Source organism: Staphylococcus sp. NRL 16/872 (genome assembly GCF_022815905.2).
Classification (GTDB): domain Bacteria; phylum Bacillota; class Bacilli; order Staphylococcales; family Staphylococcaceae; genus Staphylococcus.
This window is the reverse complement of record NZ_CP119327.1, coordinates 1009012-1029678: the sequence shown is the minus strand read 5'-3', so window position 1 is coordinate 1029678 and position 20667 is coordinate 1009012. Positions and strand designations below refer to the sequence as shown.

The 20667-nt window shown below is 30.9% G+C and carries 21 protein-coding genes; 5 read left to right on the top strand and 16 right to left on the bottom strand.

Annotated elements, in window-relative coordinates; all coding sequences use genetic code 11:
* Positions 1-20: 20 nt before the first annotated feature.
* The 4 genes from MT340_RS05095 to prsA all read left to right on the top strand — a co-directional run bounded on the left by MT340_RS05095 (position 21) and on the right by prsA (position 2863).
* Positions 21-446, top strand: coding sequence for an HIT family protein (locus tag MT340_RS05095; protein ID WP_243589030.1), 426 nt, complete (start codon positions 21-23; stop codon positions 444-446).
* A gap of 134 nt (positions 447-580) precedes the next feature.
* A complete protein-coding gene (locus MT340_RS05090) occupies positions 581-958 on the top strand; it encodes a YtxH domain-containing protein (RefSeq protein ID WP_243589029.1) in 378 nt (125 codons plus the stop codon).
* Between the two features lie 221 nt (positions 959-1179).
* Positions 1180-1737 (top strand): DUF3267 domain-containing protein, encoded by a 558-nt coding sequence (locus MT340_RS05085; protein ID WP_243589028.1) that lies wholly within the window; start codon positions 1180-1182, stop codon positions 1735-1737.
* Between the two features lie 157 nt (positions 1738-1894).
* The gene (gene prsA / locus MT340_RS05080) at positions 1895-2863 is read left to right on the top strand and encodes a peptidylprolyl isomerase PrsA (RefSeq protein ID WP_243589027.1); all 969 of its coding nucleotides are present in this window, start codon (positions 1895-1897) and stop codon (positions 2861-2863) included.
* A gap of 90 nt (positions 2864-2953) precedes the next feature.
* On the opposite strand, the gene yhaM is transcribed toward prsA, so the two are convergent.
* The 8 genes from yhaM to MT340_RS05040 all read right to left on the bottom strand — a co-directional run bounded on the left by yhaM (position 2954) and on the right by MT340_RS05040 (position 12497).
* A complete protein-coding gene (gene yhaM / locus MT340_RS05075) occupies positions 2954-3895 on the bottom strand; it encodes a 3'-5' exoribonuclease YhaM (protein WP_243589026.1) in 942 nt (313 codons plus the stop codon).
* Complete coding sequence (locus MT340_RS05070; RefSeq protein WP_243603616.1) at positions 3892-6828, bottom strand: ATP-binding protein; 2937 nt, start codon at positions 6826-6828, stop codon at positions 3892-3894. The genes yhaM and MT340_RS05070 overlap by 4 nt, the downstream gene beginning before the upstream one ends.
* Positions 6818-8014: a metallophosphoesterase family protein gene (locus tag MT340_RS05065; RefSeq protein ID WP_243603615.1), complete on the bottom strand. Its 1197-nt coding sequence runs from the start codon at positions 8012-8014 to the stop codon at positions 6818-6820. Before MT340_RS05065 ends, MT340_RS05070 begins: the two co-directional genes overlap by 11 nt.
* Positions 8015-8212: 198 nt before the next feature.
* Entirely contained in the window at positions 8213-8557 is a 345-nt protein-coding gene (locus tag MT340_RS05060) for a YlbF/YmcA family competence regulator (protein ID WP_103328194.1), read from the bottom strand.
* A 67-nt stretch (positions 8558-8624) separates the two neighbouring features.
* Positions 8625-9755, bottom strand: a complete 1131-nt coding sequence (locus MT340_RS05055) for a DUF445 domain-containing protein (RefSeq protein ID WP_243589022.1) — start codon at positions 9753-9755, stop codon at positions 8625-8627.
* A gap of 246 nt (positions 9756-10001) precedes the next feature.
* Complete coding sequence (gene xdrA, locus MT340_RS05050; protein ID WP_103298845.1) at positions 10002-10466, bottom strand: XRE family transcriptional regulator XdrA; 465 nt, start codon at positions 10464-10466, stop codon at positions 10002-10004.
* Positions 10467-10739: 273 nt separating this feature from the next.
* Positions 10740-11363, bottom strand: a complete 624-nt coding sequence (locus tag MT340_RS05045) for a response regulator (protein WP_243589021.1) — start codon at positions 11361-11363, stop codon at positions 10740-10742.
* An 18-nt stretch (positions 11364-11381) separates the two neighbouring features.
* Positions 11382-12497, bottom strand: coding sequence for a GAF domain-containing sensor histidine kinase (locus MT340_RS05040; RefSeq protein WP_243589020.1), 1116 nt, complete (start codon positions 12495-12497; stop codon positions 11382-11384).
* A gap of 211 nt (positions 12498-12708) precedes the next feature.
* Here MT340_RS05040 and MT340_RS05035 point away from each other — a divergent pair, with 211 nt between their 5' ends.
* The gene (locus tag MT340_RS05035) at positions 12709-13530 is read left to right on the top strand and encodes an RluA family pseudouridine synthase (protein ID WP_243603614.1); all 822 of its coding nucleotides are present in this window, start codon (positions 12709-12711) and stop codon (positions 13528-13530) included.
* A 62-nt stretch (positions 13531-13592) separates the two neighbouring features.
* On the opposite strand, the gene fumC is transcribed toward MT340_RS05035, so the two are convergent.
* The 8 genes from fumC to MT340_RS04995 form a co-directional block, all read right to left on the bottom strand.
* On the bottom strand, positions 13593-14978 hold the full coding sequence (fumC, locus tag MT340_RS05030) for a class II fumarate hydratase (RefSeq protein ID WP_243589018.1): 1386 nt from the start codon (positions 14976-14978) through the stop codon (positions 13593-13595).
* A 136-nt stretch (positions 14979-15114) separates the two neighbouring features.
* Positions 15115-15507, bottom strand: a complete 393-nt coding sequence (locus tag MT340_RS05025) for a hypothetical protein (protein WP_243589017.1) — start codon at positions 15505-15507, stop codon at positions 15115-15117.
* A gap of 180 nt (positions 15508-15687) precedes the next feature.
* The gene (locus tag MT340_RS05020; RefSeq protein WP_243589016.1) at positions 15688-15861 is read right to left on the bottom strand and encodes an SAS053 family DNA gyrase inhibitor; all 174 of its coding nucleotides are present in this window, start codon (positions 15859-15861) and stop codon (positions 15688-15690) included.
* A gap of 22 nt (positions 15862-15883) precedes the next feature.
* Positions 15884-16483, bottom strand: coding sequence for a 6-phosphogluconolactonase (locus MT340_RS05015; RefSeq protein ID WP_243589015.1), 600 nt, complete (start codon positions 16481-16483; stop codon positions 15884-15886).
* Positions 16484-16663: 180 nt separating this feature from the next.
* Positions 16664-17134 carry a tRNA (uridine(34)/cytosine(34)/5-carboxymethylaminomethyluridine(34)-2'-O)-methyltransferase TrmL gene (gene trmL / locus MT340_RS05010; RefSeq protein WP_243589014.1) on the bottom strand — a complete coding sequence of 157 codons (471 nt, stop codon included), beginning with the start codon at positions 17132-17134 and terminating at the stop codon, positions 16664-16666.
* Positions 17135-18262, bottom strand: coding sequence for a tRNA epoxyqueuosine(34) reductase QueG (gene queG / locus MT340_RS05005; protein ID WP_243589013.1), 1128 nt, complete (start codon positions 18260-18262; stop codon positions 17135-17137). It abuts the gene before it with no gap.
* A gap of 160 nt (positions 18263-18422) precedes the next feature.
* Positions 18423-19145 carry an amino acid ABC transporter ATP-binding protein gene (locus MT340_RS05000; protein WP_243589012.1) on the bottom strand — a complete coding sequence of 241 codons (723 nt, stop codon included), beginning with the start codon at positions 19143-19145 and terminating at the stop codon, positions 18423-18425.
* Positions 19138-20592 (bottom strand): ABC transporter substrate-binding protein/permease, encoded by a 1455-nt coding sequence (locus MT340_RS04995; protein ID WP_243589011.1) that lies wholly within the window; start codon positions 20590-20592, stop codon positions 19138-19140. Before MT340_RS04995 ends, MT340_RS05000 begins: the two co-directional genes overlap by 8 nt.
* Positions 20593-20667 lie beyond the last annotated feature (75 nt).

The following is a 20667-nucleotide window of genomic DNA, read 5'->3' as shown; positions in this document are numbered from 1 at the left end:
AGCATAAGGAGTGTATTCAAATGGCAGAAACTGTATTTGGCAAAATTTTAACAGGTGAAATTCCAAGTTATAAAGTATATGAAAATGAATATGTTTATGCGTTTTTAGATATTTCACAAGTAACAAAAGGTCATACTTTATTAATCCCCAAAAAAGCGTCTCCAAATATTTTTGAAACAGATGAAGAAACAATGAAACATATTGGTGTTGCAATTCCTAAAGTGGCAAATGCTATTAAAAAAGCGTTTAACCCTGATGGTTTAAACATTGTTCAAAATAATGGCGAGTTTGCTGATCAATCAGTATTCCATCTTCATTTCCATTTCTTACCACGCTATGAAAATGATATTGATGGTTTCGGTTATAAATGGAATACACATGAAGAAGAGATTGATGATAATAAGAAAAAAGAGATTGCAGATCAAATTAAAGCTCAATTTGAATAATTCTGCATATTGTATGCCTTTAAAGGGTAATATAAAATTAAATTGAGTTTTTAAAAATTAAATTTAAGATGATAATTAATCATTTAATTTTAAACTTATTAAAACGATGACATATTAAGTGAGGAGAATATAATATGAAAGTAACACGCGTATTATTTGGTATTGGTGTCGGAGTAGCAAGTGGTATTGCTGTTTCATGGATGAACCGTGATGATCGTGGTGTAACCAAAGGAGATACTACAGGAGATAACGTTCCTACTGGTGCTCGCTCAGAATTAGAACGTGAAATTGAATCAATTAAACGTAGTTTCCATAATATTATCGATTATAGTAAACAAGTCAAAGATGATGGCGTTCAATACGGTAGTGAAATTGGTGATGAGTTCAAAACATTAATTGGTGACTTTAAATCAGATATTAATCCTAATATTGAAAAGTTACAATCGCATATTGAAAACCTTCAAAATCGCGGTGAAGAAATTAGCAATACATTTTCAAAAGATAAAAAATAAAATTACTTTATGTTAATAAAGAGTAAAATAGAAATCTATTGAATTGGTTTCTGTTTTACTCTTTTGTTGTGTAGAACGCCTATATTAACTTAAAATTTAATTTAATCAAACTATTAAATACAGCTTCATCACTTTTTGTATAGTGTAAATAATATCTTGATTTTATTTATTGTAAGTTAGATAATACTTAGCGTATATATGACCTATTAAGAGGTGAAATTATGTTTCTATGTAAACAACAAATCGACATTCACGCTCGTTTTGGAGTGCCAAGAGTAGCTTTTTTAAGCTTTGCAACCACTGTAATCGCTTTTTTTGTCAGTTACGAAATCATGTATTATTTTGTGGATACACCTTTATCAGATAAATACTTTTTAGTTTTGTTATTTTTTGTATTTTTAATGTATCCCATCCATAAATCTATACATTTGTTATTCTTTTTGCCTTATTTAAAGTCTTTTAGAGCACATAAACTGAACAAAAAGCGTTTTTTACCATATTTTAATACTTATGTTAGTACGCCTGTACACAAAATTTACTTTTGCATTAATTTAATTATACCCTTTTTAACTATTACGAGTATTTTAATCTTTTTAACTACACGCTTTCCTGAGTATGGACATTATTTTATGTTCTTATTAGCGTTGAATTTAGGAATATCAGTTATGGACTTTTTATATTTAAAAATTATTATTTTTTCAAATGAAGGTCAGTTTATTGAAGAACATCAAACTGGTATAAGCATTTTAAATAAAGTGCCCTATCATACTACTTTTTAAGTAGTATTAACCACCAACAAAGCTATCAAACTTTGTTGGTTTTTTTAAAATTATTCTTCGTCTAGTACTTTGGTAGTATTACGCCAGTTTCTAATTGGTGAAGCGCTTAGAATATGTTATAGTTACGTTGTTATTAATGTAAAAGGAGCTATCAACTATGAAAATTATGAATAAATTAATTGTTCCAGTAACAGCAAGTGCCCTGCTATTAGGTGCTTGTGGTAATCATGCCACTGATTCGGAAAGTAATACACTTATTTCTTCTAAAGCTGGAGATGTTAAAGTTAAAGATGTAATGAACAAAATTGGTGATGACCAAATTGCAAGTACTTCATTTAGCATTGCTTTAAACAAAATTCTAGCAGATAAATATAAAGACAAAGTCGATACAAAAGACATTGACGAAGATATTAAAAAAGAAGAAAAACAATATGGTGGTAAAGATCAATTTGAAAGTATGCTTAAACAACAAGGTATGTCATTAGATGATTACAAAGAGCAGAAAAAATTAGCAGCTTATCAAAAACAACTATTATCAGACAAAATCAACGTATCTGATAAGGAAATTAAAGATGACACTAAAAAAGCGTCACATATTTTAATTAAAGTTAAATCAAGTGATAGTGATAAAGAAGGTCTAAGTGATAAAAAAGCTAAAGCAAAAGCTGAAGAAATTCAAAAAGAAGTTGAAAAAGATCCAAGTAAATTCGGAAAAATTGCTAAAAAAGAGTCAATGGATTCTTCTAGTGCTAAAAAAGACGGCTCATTAGGTTATGTAGTTAAAGGACAAATGGTTAGTAGCTTTGAAAAAGCCTTATTTAAACTTAAAGAAGGTCAAGTTTCAGATGTTGTAAAAACAGACTATGGTTACCACATAATTAAAGCCGATAAAGAAGACGATTTTGACAAAGAAAAATCTAAACTTAAAACTAAGATTATTGAACAAAAAGTTCAAAAAAATCCTAAATTATTAACAAACGCATATAAAGATTTACTTAAAGAATATAAAGTGGACTATAAAGATAGAGATATCAAAAAAGCTGTTGAAAATACAATTTTAAATCCTGATAAATTAAAACAGCAACAATCTCAACAAGATAGCTCATCTGCTGGCCTATCTTCATAATTTTCAAAGTTCAATACACACAACAAATAGCGATATCAGAAACTTAATCAATGTTTCTAATATCGCTATTTTTTATACATATACAATTATTTAATCTAATTTTTCTGGATTATAGAATTGGCGATTTTCCATTCCAAAAATACGTTCGGTAAATTGGCCTTTTTCTGTTTTTTTGAAGGCTTTTTCAAACATATTCATTTTAGCATCGATGTTATCAATAAAGAATAAAATTTCTGCTTCTTTTAAATGAGGTAATTTCGGAGAACCGAATTCCATTTTACCGTGATGCGCTAAAATCATATGACGTAATAACATAACCTCTTCGCCTTCTATTCCCAGTTCTTTAGCAGCTTCAGCCACTTCATCACTCGCGATTGAAATATGGCCGAGTAAGTTACCTTCTACTGTATATGTTGTAGCTACAGGTCCACTTAACTCTCTGACTTTACCTAAATCATGTAAGATGATAGAACTGTAAAGTAAACTGCGATTTAATAGTGGATAAATATCACATAACGACTTAGCAATTCGAAGCATTGTTAAAACATGATAGCTTAAACCACTTGCAAAATTGTGATGATGTGAACTTGCTGCTGGGAAAGTGAAAAATCTTTCTTGATATTTTTTTAATAAATGACGCGTAATACGTTGTAAATTCGCATTTTCAATATCTAAAATATAATGTGAAATTTCTTCTTGTAATTCAGCTGGTGTTAAAGGCGCACCATCAATGAAATCTTGTGTTTTAAACCCTTCTTCAGGTTTAGCCAATCTGATTTGATTGATTTTCATTTGTTTGCGACCTCGGTAATTAATCACATCACCTTTAACCCAAACAATTTCTTCAGGTTTCAAAATTTTCATTTCTTCTTTTGTTACTGTCCATAATTTTGATTCAATGTCCCCACTTTTATCTTGAAGGAAAAGCGTCATATAGTCTTTTCCTTGAGCAGTAACGCCTTGTGTGGCTCTATGAATCATGAAGAAATTCTCTACTGAATCTCCTGGATTTAATTTCTCTACGTTTCTCATCGTTTACCGCCTTCCTCTATTTTATTTAATATCAGCATTTCTTTAGAAGGAATTGTAGTATCTTTTGTGCATGTAAAGTAAAGCACTTGATAATCATATGCTAACTCTCTTAAATAGTTTAACATCATTGATTTTCTTTGTTTATCAAAATGTACAAACGCATCATCAATGATAATTGGAAATGGATAATAAGGTCGTAACACTTTAATTAAGCTAATACGTAATGCAATGTATAGCAATTCTTTTGTTGATTGACTTAGTTCTAATGGATGATACATCTGCCCATTTTGTTGTTTTACCATAATCGAATCATTTTCATAAGTAATCAGCGTATAATTACCATTTGTTAAAGATTTAAAGATATTAATTGCTTCATTAATAACTTGTGGTAATCGTTTATCTTTAATTTGCTTAATATGTTCATTAACTAACGTTTCTAAATAGCTTAAACTTGCCCAATCTTTGGCAATATCATTCATTCTATTTTTTAGGCTATGATAATTGTGGCGTAGTTGCGATAATGTTTTATCTGTTTCCATTTGATTAATTTGCGCAGTTAATTCGCTTACTTCCATTTGTTTATCTAAATATTGATCATTATAATCATCTACTTGTTGTGCTAATAATTGATCTTCGTCTTCCATCTGGACAGTTGTTTTGCTACTTAAGTTAGAACTATCTTCATAGGAGAAGTGATGGTTTTCTAAATACGTAGTTAAATCATTGAAGCGAGCTAAGTTCTGTTGATACTGTTGATATTGTTCGTAATATTGATAATAATCTGTTTCATTTTTTACGTGAACAAATTTAAATAGCGTTTGAATAATTTCTTCGTTTTCAGTCAAGCGAAGTTTCAATTGCTTGATTTCATTTCCTAATAATTGAAGTTGGTTTTGCAATTGATTTTTCTTATCTTTATTACTTTCATAAGTAGCTAACCAATTTTTCATATCATTAAATAAAGAAACCTTATTAAAGTTAGGTAATTCATGTGAAATTTGATTTTGAGCTTTTTTATAAAATGAAGTAACCTTTTGATTTAATTCATCACGTTGTTGTATTAGTTTTTTCAGATGATTATCGTTTGTTTTCAACTGATTCATCATAGTAAAACTACCCATTAATAAATCATCTGTCATTTTTTCTGGCAATTTAATGTCTGATTTAACTTCTTGTAGATTACTAGATAACTCATTTAGTTCTTTATTTGTTTTTTCTAATAAATGTTGTTGATGTGTTGATTTATTTGTTAAAACATCATTATTTTTAGTAGCATTATTCCATCGCTCACGCAAATGGTACTGTTGATCTAAATCAAAATTTAAATCGTATTTTGATTCTAAATCTTTTATTTGTTGTTTTAAACTGTCGATTTCATCATTAAATGTTTGACTATAATCGACGTCTTTTGATTTAGTAATGATTATACCAACAATAAATAATATTGTGAGTATAGTAAATATTATTCCAAATATCATGTTTGCTGTAGCAAATGAAAAAATAGTTAATCCTAAACCAACTAAACTTAAAATAATAAAGCTAAGTCTTAACCACTTTTGACGTTTATTTTTACTTTCTTTCTCATTTTCAAATGTTTCTTTTAATTTATTATATAAATTTTCTTTTTCCTGAAGTTCAAGTTTTTGTTGATTATATTCTTTTTTCTTTTCAAGAGACTTTTCAGAAACTAAATCTTTTTCAAGACTTTTAATTTCTTTAGTTATAGCTTCTTGCTCTATTGTAATTTCGGAAATAGTTCTCTCAATTTGTTGTTTTTGATTTTCTTGTTCATTACGTTCTTTAATTTTATGGCTTACATAATTCTTCATTGCTTCAGAAGTATCTGCTTCGTGATGCACATCTTGCCAACCTAAATTCGTTTTTAATGTTTGTTGTTCTCTTTGGGATGTATCAATATCTTTATTAAGTGCAGCTATCTTTAATTCAGTTTGTTTAATATCACTCTCTTCATGAGCTAATCGATAAAAGTTATTAACCACTTCATTGGAAGGTATATTTATGGCATTAAAATCACTTTCCATTTGTTTCAAACGCTCTTCTTGCAAACTAATATCTTTTTCAAGTGTTTGTTTATAACGTGAAGCCGTTTCGTATCGTTCAATCCCTTTTTCTGGAAATTTAAGCGGTTCTATATTCAACTGTTGTTCTAAATTTTTCCACTCTTGCGCTTGTGGATGGATTGCGAGCTCTTTTTGTTTGCTCTCATGCATTTTAGAAAGTTGAGTTAGGTTATCTTTTAGATGTTTTAAATGGCGTTGCGATTTATCTTTGTCATCTATTAAACGATGATACTCATCTAGTTTAGCTTCTTCAGTTCTAATTTGCGTTTCTAATTTTTTTAAATCATCTATTTGTTGATTTAAAATTGGATTTTTGCCTGCTTTTTTATAAAGTGTGGCTTTCTTTTGCGCAATCATATTGCCCATAGAAGTAAATTCTGATGACCCTAGCGCACCTGCTTCTAATAGGTAATTTTGTAATTGCTTTTCATCCATATTTCTATGTATATCTTGTAATCCTAAAACATTAAATGAGAATATCCCTTGATATGTTTTTTTAGAGATGAAATTTAATTTCTTTTTTAACCATGCTTCATCACGAATAAGTCCATTTTCAAGATAAACTTTTACATCTCCTTGGGCACGTCCTTTAATACGTTCGACGACGATTTCTGATTTATCATCAAAAATAAGGGTAAGTTTCCCACCATATTGATTGCCCATACGGGGTTCTAAACGTGGCTCTTTTTCTTTTTTTGTTGGAAATCCAAATAAAATTGAATGTATAAATGCTTGAATGGTAGATTTACCAGCTTCATTTTCACCATAAATTTCTGTAAATGAGTCATTAAAAGTAATCTTCCGTTCTACAAATTTCCCATACCCATAAATTTCGAGTGATTTAATGATCATTGTTGTCACCTCGCATATCTTCTTTCAATAATTTTTCTGCTCGATCGACTAATTCAACTTTATTGAAAGCAGTATAATCGTCTAAATATTTTGAAGCTCTCGGATTCAAGTATAATTCAGTCATTGCGTCTTCGAATAATTTAGAATCGCTAATTAATTCATTTGAGAATTCTCGTACAAGAGGTGGATCCTCATTTTGAATATAGTTAAATATTAAATCTTCAATGACTATAAAATGATTTTCATTTTCTTCATACTCATCAGTCATCGCCTTAATTTGGCTAATATCTTGTGGTGATATCGCCATTTCACTATCTATGTCTAAAGTAAGTTTATAGAAGGCTTTCCCTTTATGGCGCACACTATCTTTGAAATCTTGTATTGCTTCATAAATACTTTGTTTATTCGTCTTCTTGATCTCAATCGTAGCTGTGTCAAAGCGAATATATTGAGTTGGAATAAACTTTGTAGTTAATTGAAGACTATCCCCTTCAACAAGCAAGCATCCTTTTTCTCCCTGTTCGCCAAAATGTCGACCTTGAATATTACCTGAATAATGAATTGGTGGCATATCACTTAATTCCTGACGTTCATGAATATGACCCAATGCCCAATAATGATACAATTTATTTTTTAAATCTTCTAAAATGAATTCAGTATAGCGATCTTTAATACTTGATTTACTATACGTACCATGCAACATACCAATATGTATGCCGTTCACGCCTTGACTCGAAGGATATTCATCGATTTTATTTTCATAACTTGCATTATTTTGATAACTAAAACCATGAATATTAATAGTTTCACCATTTTTAGTTATCGCTTGATATGTTTCTACTCGATTTGAAAAAACAGAAACATTATCAGGCCAATCATCTGTAATTCTTTTAGTTAGCGGATCATGATTACCATGAATGATATATACAAAGATTTGTTCTTTTTCTAAACGTTTAAATTGTTCTTTTAAAAACACTTCTGCACGTAATGTGCGATTCTCATTATCAAATAAATCTCCAGCAATAAGGACGAAATCAACCTCTTCTTTCAGAGCAATATCTACAATATTTTTGAAACTTTCATAAGCACTATTTTGAACATCTTCGAAAATGTTAGGTGCTAAATAACTTTTGGATTTAAAAGGGCTATCAAGATGCAAATCAGCACAGTGAATAAATTTAATCATCAGTTTAGACTCCTTAATATTAGGATTAGGTGACTTTATTATGTATCTTTATATTTTATCATATCTTGTTTATTTGGGTCGATGCTCATGATGCATTAAAAAAAGCTACAAGGCTTTCTTAAATTAGAAAGTCTTGTAGCTTAAAACTGTAAATAATTCTTTCAGTTTTTTGCATTGTTTAAAACCTCAATCTATAAATTAGTCAGCGTAAATTTCGTCTAAAGGTTTAACAATAATTTGATTGATTTCTTGGAATACTTGGCTCATTTTTTGCTCAGCTTGCATTAATTCAGAAATATTTTCATCTTTTTCAATTGCTTGAGCTTGTTCTTGAGCTTTAGCTAAATCTTCCTCAGGAATTTCTTCCCCTTGCATTTGTTTTTGTTGGAAGTTTAATTGAGTTTCACGGAACTCATCAAATAATTTTTTAGATTCTTCATTGTTTTTAACTTTAGAGAAAGCATCTTTGATTGCTTTGTATTCATCGCTATCTCTTAATGCTTGTTCTAAATTATTTGCATAATCATATAAATTTACTGCCATGTCTATTGCACTCCTTCGTGTAATGATGTTTTGACAACTCTTAATAACCATAACATATAATGAGTTGTTAGACAAAGATTGCGACTAGTCCTTGGAAGAAACCGATAATTCCTCCTAAAATAAATCCTAATGACATAATTAATTTAAGTTCTTTATTAGCGATTTCAATAATTAACTTTTCAATATAGTCTAAATCAAAGGTATTAATTTGATCTTCAACTAATTTACGTAAATTAATTTTCTCCATAATTGTTGAGACATGTTTAGAAGCTTGTTCAACAATTAAATGTGTAATCTTATTAGCAACTTCTAATTCTAAGTATTTAATAAATTGAGGTGCTAATTGGCTGAATGGTGTATTCACCTTATCATTTAAATTTAAATAAGACGTTAGCCATTGTGTTGTAGACTCTGATATTTTTGAAAATTGATCTTCCTTAACAACTTGTCCTAAAGATTGATTTTTCAGCGTTTCATATTCATTATGAATCACTTGATCAATAATGCCCTTTGCTTTAGGATGACTTGTTAAACGTATTAATTCATGCTGAATTCTGTCGGCTATACTCTCTTTAGTCATAAACATTTGTAACAGACCAACAATTTTCCCCTTTTCAGCAAAAAAGGTATCTAACATATCATATATATCGCGCGCACCTTTATCTGAAGCTAAATAATGACGTGCTCTTTCACATAATAAATCTCCAACATTCTCCATCTTATCATCAATCATTGTAATGGCTTCTTGAGGTAAAATGTCTTTAATAGGCGCTTGTCTATGTTCGTTATAATATTGGTTTAATTTATTAGAAATTATGGAATCTAATTTATCATTAATTAACTGGTCTATATCAATATCAAATCGATATGCAAAATTTCGAATAGTTGCATCATCACTTCTAAGTTTAGATAGTTGCTCAATCACAAACTCATTAATCGTTGCTCTTGTATTAGGCTCATTTAATTTATTATGAATTACAGACTCTGTAATAAGATGTTCTTCGATGACTTGGCCAATTTTGGTTGCAATTTCGTCTCTTCGTTTAGGAATGAGTCCTGGCGTAAATGGAATACGCATTTTAAAAATATAGTAAGGCTTATAAGGGTGAAATAACATACGAATCGCGATAACATTAGTTACACCACCAATTACTGCCCCCACTACTACCATGAAAAGTATTACTAAAAAAGCTTGCATTGATTACTCTCCTCATCTTGTTATTACATTAAGCAAATTATATCATGCACGGTTTAAAATCTCATGATTTTAATAGACAAAATAAGATAATTGAGTTTCGTTCATTATCCATTTTTCAATGTATTTAAAAAGACGAATTTATTGTAAAGTCACAACAAATTCGTCTCAATTTACTCATTTCTTTAAATCGTGATTAAATCATTTTTAGATTCTTCTATCACTTTATTTCATTCACTTATACTTTAATTAGACGTGCATTAATTCTTCCTTAGCATTTCTATTAAAGTAAGTTTCAGCTTCTCTTAATTTTGCCGTACCAAAAATGGGTTGTTTTTCAGAATTTAAAACTCTGTAAATATTACTTACTTTATTACTTTGTAAAATGAAACCATTACGTGTCTCAATTGTATTCCAATAAATATCGCTAGTTGTAGAATGGTTAGGGTATGCGCAATGATTACGTGAAATTGTTTGTACAATTTCAAGTGGATCGCAACCAAACGTATTGTTTAATACGTCAGAATCTCTAAATAATGCACAAATTGATACGCAAGTTGTCCAGTTAGGTAACACACGTTCTTTCTCAATTTGAACTAATGTTTTCTTTGAAAGGCCAATTGTTTGAGCCATAGTATCTTGCGTATAGCCCGCTTCAATTCTTACCATTTTAAATTTTGTTTGAATTAAATCTGTAAAACTCTGTCTATCCATATTATATTCTCTACCTTTCTAATAGGGGTTATATTCTCCGGACGCAAGAAATTGCAATAATACACATTTCTTGAAACACAAATTACATCTTAATATATTTTCAATAAAATGAAAAGAGGAATTTTTGTTTTTACACACAATTTTATTAAAGGCAAAATTGTCAAAATAATTAAACTAGTTTAATAAATCATTTATTTTTTTAAACAAATGATTTTGCAAAGCTGATTTTTACTTGAATAAACTGCGGGTGTGAAATATTTTTTCTTTTCTTTGTTATATTAATTTATTTTCAATTGCATAAATAGCTGCTTGCGTACGATCTGTTACTTCTAATTTATTAAAGATATGGCTGACATGTGTTTTAATCGTTTTTTCAGACACAAACAATGTAGATGCAATTTCTTTATTTGTTTTACCTTTGACCATTTCACGTAATACTTCAATTTCTCTTTTAGACAATTTGTTATTAAAATGTGGTTTCTGAGACATAGAAGCCATAACGTTTTTCGCTTCAGGATGAATAACTTTTTCATCATTCAACACTTGTAAAATGGTATTAATCAATTTCTGCGGTTCAACATCTTTCATTTCATAACCATCTGCACCCTTGTTAAGCGCTGACATTACATGTTCATCATCTACGTAGCTCGTTAAGACTAGTACTTTAATCTCTGGATAATTTTTTTTAACAAATTCTGTAACTTCTATGCCATTCATTCCAGGCATAACTAAATCTAATAAAATGATATCTGGTAAAGCATTCTCTTTTAAATCATCTATGAAACTTTGACCATCTGCAAAACTCGCTTGTACCTCTAAATCCTCTACTGTAGACAGTAAGAATTCTAAACCCTGTCTTACAATATGATGGTCATCGATTAAAATTACCTTTGCCAAAATGTTAAACTCCTTCCCCTACTTTGATAATGGAATATTAAATTTTATATAAGTACCTTCATTAATTTCTGAATAAATATGTAACTGTCCTTTTAACAAATGAATTCTCTGGTTTAGGTTCTTAAGACCCTGTGATTGATAACTACCATGTGCTTTAATATCAAACCCTCTGCCTTTATCTTTGATTTCAACGTATAATGTATCACGTAGTTGTTTTATTGTTACATAAATAGTATTTGTATGTGCATGTTTTTTCGTATTATTCATCGCTTCTTGTATCATTCTATAAACGTGTTCTTCTATTGTATTTGATAAATCAATTAACCCGTCAATTTCAATATCTATATTTAAGTCTAATATTTGTGCGTAATTTCGTAGAGCATGTACTAAACCATGTTCGAGTCCAACTGGCTTCAATTGCCATATTAATGAGCGCATTTCATTGACGGCATTTTGACTCGTTTCTTCAATAGTTTTCAATGCTCTCTTTGCTATATCATCTGAAGTAATATCATGCGCAGCATGGGCAGTTAATTTTAAAGAAAAGAGCATTTGATTCACAGAATCGTGTAAATCTCTTGCTAAGCGATTGCGTTCATTGATTCGAGCCGCTTCTTTCTCTTGATCAGTAAGATAAATACGCTTAATCGCTGAACCTATTTGTAAAGCGACTGATTCAAGCAATTCCAAATCTTCCTCACTATACTCTGTAGTACAAGGTGTAGCTACATTTAATAAGCCATATTGTTCGTCACCTGAACGCAGTGGTACCGTTGCGTGGTGCGTAATATCGTCTGTGGCTTCTTGATAGGCTTGAGCGGCTTTATTAATTCTTGAACAGTTTATAATATTTGATGCTTTTGTCAATCGTTGATTATGGTATGCTTTTACACACCAACACGAACCTTCCGTCATATATTGACAATGATTAGCCTGTAGAGCTCCCGGAAGATAGACGTCTGCTACTAGCTCATGTTCTCCTTCATCATTAATAAAGAAGATCCATCCTGTAGTGAAATTACTGCCTTGTATTAAGCATTTCAACGCACCATTCATCATATTATAGAGCTCTGTTTCTTCATTAAGATATTCCGCTATTTCTTTTAATAACGCTAAACGAGTTGGCTTTTCCATTTTATTCGCTCCAATTAAATTCATATTAGCATTATATCATTATACAGTTTGTTTTTATTTTTTAAAATTATTAAAATAAACGCTACGTGTTCGGGAAGCATTTTCAAAAAATTAAATAATTAGTATGAATTTCAGTAAGAGAGCTATCATTCATAGCGCTCAATGAAACGAAGATGTGATATGATAAATGCGTACTTAATAGGAGGATTCTATGAAATTTAAAATACCTGAAACTTATGATGATTTCACTTTAAGAGAAATCTTTCAAACGTTGAAATTACCAAAAAAAGACTTACATCAACTTAATATGTCTAAAGAAATTACAATTAATGACACGCCCGCTAAACTTATGTCTAAAGTATCTACTGGGGACAGTGTTTACATTCCTACGCCTAAAGAGAAAAGTAATTACGTACCAAGTTATCGATATGCGCAAGTTAGCTATGAGGACGATGATTTAGCGATTGTAATGAAGCCTAAAGGAGTTAAAACGCATCCGAATGATTTAAAAGAGAGCAATACTTTGATGAATCACGTGATTTATACGGTTGATAGTGATTATGTTGAGCCTATTCATCGTTTAGACCAAGAGACAGTTGGTTTATTGATAGTGGCTAAAAATCCATTAATGAAGAAGATTCTAGACCGTATGTTAGAAGATAATGAAATTACAAGAATTTATAAAGCGAATGTAAAGGCATTATTACCACTTAAACCTCAAACGATTGATATGCCGATTGGCAAGGATAAATTCCATCCGAATAAGCGTCGTATTTCAAATACAGGACAACGCGCTATCACGCATATCTTATCTTCTGAGATGATTAAAGAAGGCGTTTGTCAATTAGATATTAAACTTGATACTGGTCGTACGCATCAAATTCGTGTGCACCTTGCTGAAATTGGTCACCCTGTTATCGGAGATCCACTATATGGAGACTCAAAATTAAGACAATTGGAACTTAATAGTTATCAAATTGAGTTTAAACACCCACTTACTCAAGAACTCATTTCAGTTAATTTAGACGATTAATAAAATTATGCAAAAAAGGAGTACCGTTCTGTACTGAACGGTACTCTATTATTTCTATGCAATTAGTGAGGATCTACCATATCTTCAGGTTTAATCCATTCTTCAAATTGTTCTTCAGTAACATAACCAGAATCAATTGCTGATTCTTTTAATGTTAATCCTTCTTTATGTGCTTTTTTAGCAATTTGAGCTGCTTTTTCATAACCGATGTGTGGGTTTAAAGCAGTCACAAGCATTAATGATTGATTTAAGTAATTATCAATGTTTTCTTCAATTGGTTCAATACCTACTGCACAATTATCGTTAAATGTTTGCATACCGTCAGCTAATAAGTAAATTGATTGTAATGTATTATGCAGAATGACTGGTTTAAATACATTTAATTCAAAATTACCTTGTGAGCTAGCGAAGCCAACTACGCTATCGTTACCCATGACTTGCACGGCAACCATTGTTAACATTTCACATTGTGTTGGATTTACTTTACCAGGCATGATTGATGAACCTGGTTCATTTTCAGGGATAGAAATTTCAGCAAGTCCTGCTCTTGGTCCTGAAGCTAACCATCTTATATCATTGGCGATCTTCATTAAGTCAGCCGCTAAAGCTTTTAATGTACCATGTAATTGCACAACTTCATCATGAGATGTTAAAGCGTGGAATTTATTCTCAGATGATACAAAATCATATCCAGTATTCTCAGAGATAAATTTCGCTACTTTATCGCCAAATTCAGGATGTGCGTTAATTCCTGTACCTACCGCTGTACCACCGATTGCTAAGTTTAGAATATGTTTTTTAGATTCTGATAATAATTCTTCACATTTATCTAACATATAGCGCCAACCACTGATTTCTTGACCTAATCTAATTGGTGTCGCATCTTGTAAATGTGTACGTCCAATTTTAATAATAGATTGGAATTTGTCTTCTTTTTCTTTAAAAGTATCACGTAAATGTTTTAAAGCAGGTTCTAATTTAGTTTCTACTTCATGATATAACGCAACGTGCATTGCTGTTGGGAATGTATCATTAGAACTTTGTGACTTATTTACATCATCATTAGGATGAATTGATTCGTCACTACCATGTTCTTTTAAATAGTCATTAGCCACATAACTTACGACTTCGTTTACATTCATGTTACTTTGAGTACCGCTTCCTGTTTGCCATACAACTAATGGGAAATGTTCATCTAATTCGCCTTTTAAGATTAAGTCACATGCGTGAACAATCGCATCTTTTTTAATGTCGCTTAATTTACCAAGCTCATGGTTAGCTAGCGCTGCACCCCTTTTCAATTGAGCAAAACCGTACACCACTTCAATTGGCATACGTTCTTTACCTACTGGGAAATTACGTTTACTTCTCTCAGTTTGAGCGCCCCAATATTTATCCGCTGGTACTTCAATTTCTCCAAAAGTATCATGTTCAATTCTTACTGACATTTGATGTTCTCCCCTTATAAGCTTATTTGACTTAAGTATAGCATTAAATAAATTCAATGAGCAATGAACAACTAAAACGGTTTCATAATGAAAAAAACCACTTGAAATATACTCAAGTGGTGAAAATTTAATTGCACTATTCAAATTTAATTTTAACAGCTTGTACCACCGCTATAGCGCTTAAAATATATAATATAATACTTAATATCAAAGTAACCGGGCTTAATTTAATTAACATGCCTAAAAAGCCTGATAACCCTTGATAAAAATCATTTAATGTATACATTAAAATTGCAGTGACAAGTATACAACAAATTACACTTATGATTACGCCTGTCTGATTACTTTTAATAAAAGGCTTTGCAGTCACATCATCAATTAATCCTTCAGATAAATTTAATTGTAATTGCACGATTTTAAATAAAATAGGCAAATATAATGTTCCTAAAGCAATAGGAAATCCTTTTATAGATAATAGACTCACGATAATCGTTGCAATTGTAATGTGTAACCAATATTTATGCAACATCGATATTGCTCCTCATCTTTTTATTAATTTATATTTTATCATAGATAATGTGTTGCTTTTACGCAAATTAAAAAAGCGAGTCAGAAATCAATTCAACTAAAATGACTTCTTTAACCCGCTTCAACTTACTTTACTTTATTTATAATGTGTTTATAGAGATATACCTTTTTTAACTTACGATTAATCTAAATCAGAGCGAACATCTGAATCATGTGATTGATTGAGTTTTTCTTCATCATTTTTCTCAGAAATTTGCTCCATTTCTTTACCTAATTCTTTTAAATCATCTAAGTCTTGAACCATTGCATTCTCTTCTTCATGATAATTCAATTCTGTTTCTTTTTTATCAGACATTATTTAAACCTCACTTATAGATTTATGCAAAATGAGCAGTAAAGTATTCTTTAACATCTTCAGGTAAACCTTCTGCAGCAGCTCTATCTAATACTACAGTTACCATACGGTGTACTTTTAAATCTGCTGGTTCGAAGCTTGATTTGCCATTTTCTTCATATAATTTTTTAACAAATTCGCGTTTTTGTCCACCTGTAATCACTAATACTACTTCGCGAGCTTTCATTAAGCCTTGTCTTATATTTACATTTAAGCTACCTTTTTCATCAATAGAAGTAACTTGTAAAATAAGCTTACCTTTGTTTTCTTTTGTTTTTATTTTGTCATCGATAAGAGACGTTGCATCATCATCTAAATTAATAGGATAAATTTGGCCAGATGGTACGCCTAAAGCTTCATAATAAGAACGATTGTCATCATAATCTAAAATGTTAACTTGACTGAAATCAACCGGATTACGATCTACATCTTTTTTTAATTCGTCTAATACAGGTGCAGTTTCTCTTTCTAAATGAAGCCCTGCAATAGTTGTAGGATTGTTGTTAAATTGTTTTCTAATGATGTCCGCTGTGAATTGTGCTACTTGGTCAACATCATTAAATACTTTAAAGTTCATTGCCATTGTTATTACACTCCTCTTGAATCTCATTTGTCTTAAAAAAACGGTATTATATAATATGATACCCTTATGACAAGTAAATCAAACCAATTTAAAATGTTATAATAATTCATTAACAAATATAACATTTTTTATTGTATAAATGCATTTAAATATGAACAAGCTTCTCGCTCTAATTTTTAATTACGATAAGCCTGGAAAGTTTTGCTGACGAAGTGCTTCATAAATTAATAAAGCTGCTGTATTAGATAAATTTAAAGATCGAATATGGTCACTCATCGGAATTCTTAACGCTGTATCTGCATATTTTTCTTTAACCCAATCAGGTAAGCCTGTCGTTTCTCTTCCGAAAATAAAAAATAAATCAGTGTCTGGTTTATTAAAATTAAAATCGCTATATATTTGCTTACCAAATTTTGTTAGAAGATAGTATTCTCCGTCAGTCGCTTCAAAGAAGTCTTCAATACTTTCGTGATATGTTATATTTACATGTTCCCAATAATCTAATCCAGCACGTTTTAACATTTTATCATCTGTACTAAAGCCTAAAGGTTTAATTAGATGTAGATTTGTGTTTGTGCCAGCGCAAGTACGGGCTATATTTCCTGTATTTGCAGGTATTTCAGGTTGAAATAATACGATATGATTTGTCATTTATTGTTTCCTCATTTCTAGTCCTTTTAACATTTCAACTTGAACTTCTTCTAGTTCATTATCGTAATGTTCTTGTATAAATTCACGAGCCGCTTCACCAATAATTTGTCCAATTGCCCAATAAGCGGTTCCTCTAATCATAGGTCTTGGATCGTTCATAGCAACTTCTTTTAATTCTGGAATTGCAGTTTCTTCACCAAAGTGAGCCAAAGCTATTATAGCATTTCTTTGGATAGGTTTTTTTCCTCTCCATGCGCCTGCTAGATAGCCATAAGTATTTTTAAATTCTTTATTACTCATTTGTAATAAAGGTACTAAACGCGGTTTTAATATTTCTGGTTCTAAGACAATATCGTCATGCGTAGTATTAATACCTCTATTTTTCGGACAAACTTGTTGGCACGTATCACAGCCATATAGACGGTTACCAATTTTATAGCGATACTCGTCTTGTAAATAACCTTTAGTTTGTGTAAGAAAGCTAATACATTTTTGCGCATTTAATTGGCCATTACCTACTAATGCACCAGTCGGACAACGGTCAACACAAATCGTGCAATCACCACAACTATCTAATATAGGGTCATCAGGTTCAAATGGAATACTGACTAACATTTCTCCTAAATAGGTCCATGTACCTAAATCCGGATTGATAATAAACCCGTTACGGCCAGCAAAGCCTAAGCCAGCACGTTCCGCTACTGCTCTATCAGAAAGTACACCCGTATCCACCATGCTTTTAATTTCTACATCCGGTACTTTAGATGTTATAAATTCGGCTAATTTATCTAATCGTTTCCTCATAATTGTATGATAATCTTGGCCCCATGAAGCACGCGCAAACATTCCTCTTCTGTCCCCTCTTACGCTTTTAGGAGCACCTTTTAATTTATTAGGATAACCGACCGCAATAGCAATAATTGAACGCGCAGTTGGTAAACTTAATTTAGGTTCTGTACGTAAAGCAATATCAGATTCTTCAAAGCCAGAAGCATAGCCTTTTGAATGATAATCCTCTAACTTTTGTTTTAGTTCATCAAATGGATCTGCAGTTGTAAAACCGATGCTATCAATTCCAATAGTATAAGCATAGTCAATAATTTCTTTTTTAAGCTGCTTATAATCCACTAAATCTTCCTCCTATAAAAAATATCCATAGGACATTGTAACACAAAGGGATATTCAAAGACGCAAGATTTATCTCAATAAAAAAGAGCGGAACAAAAATCATTGAAATTTCATTGTTCCGACTCTATTTTTTGAATTATTTTTTAAAAGTACTGCCAATTTATAACACTCTAGCGAGGAAGTTTTGCGTTCTTTCGTGTTTAGGACTATTAAAGATATGTTGAGGTGTACCACTTTCAACAACATAGCCATCTGCCATAAATATCACTTTATCACTTACATCTTTAGCAAAGCCCATCTCATGTGTCACAACTACCATCGTCATGCCTTCTTTAGCAAGTTCTTTCATTACTTTAAGCACTTCGTACACGACTTCAGGATCAAGCGCTGAGGTTGGTTCATCAAATAATATAACGTCTGGATGCATTGCTAATGCTCTTGCTATTGCTACTCTTTGTTTTTGACCTCCTGATAATTGAGCAGGGTAGACATCAGCTTTTTCTTCCAAACCGACTTTTTTGAGGAGCGCTTCCCCTTCTTTTTTCAGATTTTCCAAATCATTCTTTTTAAGTAACTTAGGCGCAAGTATCACATTCTCTAACACTGTTTTATGAGGAAATAAATTGAAATTTTGAAAAACCATGCCCATTTTCTGACGTAACGTATCTAATTTCGTACTTTTTTGCGTCAATTCATTTCCCTCAAAAATCACTTTCCCATTAGATGGTGTTTCCAGTAAATTCATACATCTTAATAATGTACTTTTACCGCTTCCTGAAGGTCCTATAATAGCTACAACTTCACCTTTATTTATTTCTAAATTAATGTCTTTTAATACTTCATTTTTTCCAAAAGATTTATTTAAATTTTGAACTTTAATCACTGGCTTTCATTCTCCCTTCAATAAAACTCATTATTCTTGATAAAGAGAAAGTTAATACAAAATACATGACTGCTGCGATAATTAACGGTGTAAATGGATCGAATGAAATGCCTTGAACCACTTGAGCGTTAAACATAATTTCACTTACACCAATAGTTGAAACAATAGAAGATTCCTTAATTAACGTTACAAACTCATTACCTAGCGCTGGTAAAACATTTTTCACCGCTTGTGGTAAAACAATATGGAACATCGTTTTAGAATAGTTCAATCCTAAACATTGTGCTGCTTCTGTTTGTCCTTTATCTACAGCATTAATACCAGCTCTGAAAATTTCAGCAATATAAGCTGACGAATTTATAACTAACGCGATTGTCCCACATATCAACGCTGAAACATTTAACCCTAATACAGCTGTAGTACCAAAGAAGACTAAGAATACTTGAACAAGCATTGGTGTACCTCTGAGAAATTCAATGTATATAGAAGCTATCCATGACAATAATTTAAATTGACTTAATTTAGCTAATGCTATTAAAGCACCAATAATCGCACCAAAGACAACCCCAATAAATGAAATTAAAATAGTATTTTTTAACCCTTTGATAAAGAACGCACCATATTTACTTAAGAAATTACCATCATCTTGCATTTCCCTTGAAGCTTTATCCATATATTTATCAATCAAATTTTTATTTTTAACTTCTTTAATTGTTTTGTTTATATGTTCCAGTAAAAGTGGTGAATTTTTAGGTACTGCTATCACTGTTTCTTTTTTGGCTTCATTAAAATCTGCATTATTAATTAATAAATCCTCATTTTGCTTTGCATAAGCTTCAGCCACAGGTTTTTCAATAACTAAACCTTCTACTTTTTTACTTTTCAAAGCTAAAATAGCATCTGGCAAACGACTTAATGAACTCAAATCTACATTTTCAATTTCTTGCTGCGCTATTTTTTCCTGTTCAGTTCCTTTTTGTGCTGCAATTTTTTTATTAGAAAAATCTTTTAACGAGTGGTATGTATCTTTATCACTTTTTCTAATTAATACAACATTACTTGACTCCATGTAAGAGTCAGAGAAATCTACTTCTTTTTTTCTCTCAGGCGTTGATGTCATACCAGAAATAATAATATCTATTTTTCCAGTTTTTAAAGCACCTAATAAACTATCAAATTGCATATTCACAATTTTTAATTTTAGATGATTATCATCAGCTATTTTTTTAGCTAACTCAATATCAATACCTGCATAAACACTTTTTCCATTGACTGTTTTTTCAAATTCTAGTGGTGCATAATCAGCTGATAATCCCACTTTCAGTTCTCCACTTTGCTTAATTTTTTCCCATTTCGCATCTTCATCAGCGTGAGCCATTGGTTCTATGTATATAAAGGTCATACCAATTAAGATTGCTATGATTATTAACTTGGATATATATTTCATAGGCAACCTCCTTTTAATGTAAATTATTATACATATAAATGCATTATTATGCAATAACTTTTTTAAAAAAATAAA

Bases quoted from the DNA above. Each gene is read 5' to 3' on its own strand.
- MT340_RS05095 (WP_243589030.1), top strand. From the start codon at position 21: ATGGCAGAAACTGTATTTGGCAAAATTTTAACAGGTGAAATTCCAAGT.
- MT340_RS05090 (WP_243589029.1), top strand. From the start codon at position 581: ATGAAAGTAACACGCGTATTATTTGGTATTGGTGTCGGAGTAGCAAGT.
- MT340_RS05085 (WP_243589028.1), top strand. From the start codon at position 1,180: ATGTTTCTATGTAAACAACAAATCGACATTCACGCTCGTTTTGGAGTG.
- prsA (WP_243589027.1), top strand. From the start codon at position 1,895: ATGAAAATTATGAATAAATTAATTGTTCCAGTAACAGCAAGTGCCCTG.
- yhaM (WP_243589026.1), bottom strand. From the start codon at position 3,895: ATGAGAAACGTAGAGAAATTAAATCCAGGAGATTCAGTAGAGAATTTC.
- MT340_RS05070 (WP_243603616.1), bottom strand. From the start codon at position 6,828: ATGATCATTAAATCACTCGAAATTTATGGGTATGGGAAATTTGTAGAA.
- MT340_RS05065 (WP_243603615.1), bottom strand. From the start codon at position 8,014: ATGATTAAATTTATTCACTGTGCTGATTTGCATCTTGATAGCCCTTTT.
- MT340_RS05060 (WP_103328194.1), bottom strand. From the start codon at position 8,557: ATGGCAGTAAATTTATATGATTATGCAAATAATTTAGAACAAGCATTA.
- MT340_RS05055 (WP_243589022.1), bottom strand. From the start codon at position 9,755: ATGCAAGCTTTTTTAGTAATACTTTTCATGGTAGTAGTGGGGGCAGTA.
- xdrA (WP_103298845.1), bottom strand. From the start codon at position 10,466: ATGGATAGACAGAGTTTTACAGATTTAATTCAAACAAAATTTAAAATG.
- MT340_RS05040 (WP_243589020.1), bottom strand. From the start codon at position 12,497: ATGGAAAAGCCAACTCGTTTAGCGTTATTAAAAGAAATAGCGGAATAT.
- MT340_RS05035 (WP_243603614.1), top strand. From the start codon at position 12,709: ATGAAATTTAAAATACCTGAAACTTATGATGATTTCACTTTAAGAGAA.
- fumC (WP_243589018.1), bottom strand. From the start codon at position 14,978: ATGTCAGTAAGAATTGAACATGATACTTTTGGAGAAATTGAAGTACCA.
- MT340_RS05025 (WP_243589017.1), bottom strand. From the start codon at position 15,507: ATGTTGCATAAATATTGGTTACACATTACAATTGCAACGATTATCGTG.
- MT340_RS05020 (WP_243589016.1), bottom strand. From the start codon at position 15,861: ATGTCTGATAAAAAAGAAACAGAATTGAATTATCATGAAGAAGAGAAT.
- MT340_RS05015 (WP_243589015.1), bottom strand. From the start codon at position 16,483: ATGGCAATGAACTTTAAAGTATTTAATGATGTTGACCAAGTAGCACAA.
- trmL (WP_243589014.1), bottom strand. From the start codon at position 17,134: ATGACAAATCATATCGTATTATTTCAACCTGAAATACCTGCAAATACA.
- MT340_RS04995 (WP_243589011.1), bottom strand. From the start codon at position 20,592: ATGAAATATATATCCAAGTTAATAATCATAGCAATCTTAATTGGTATG.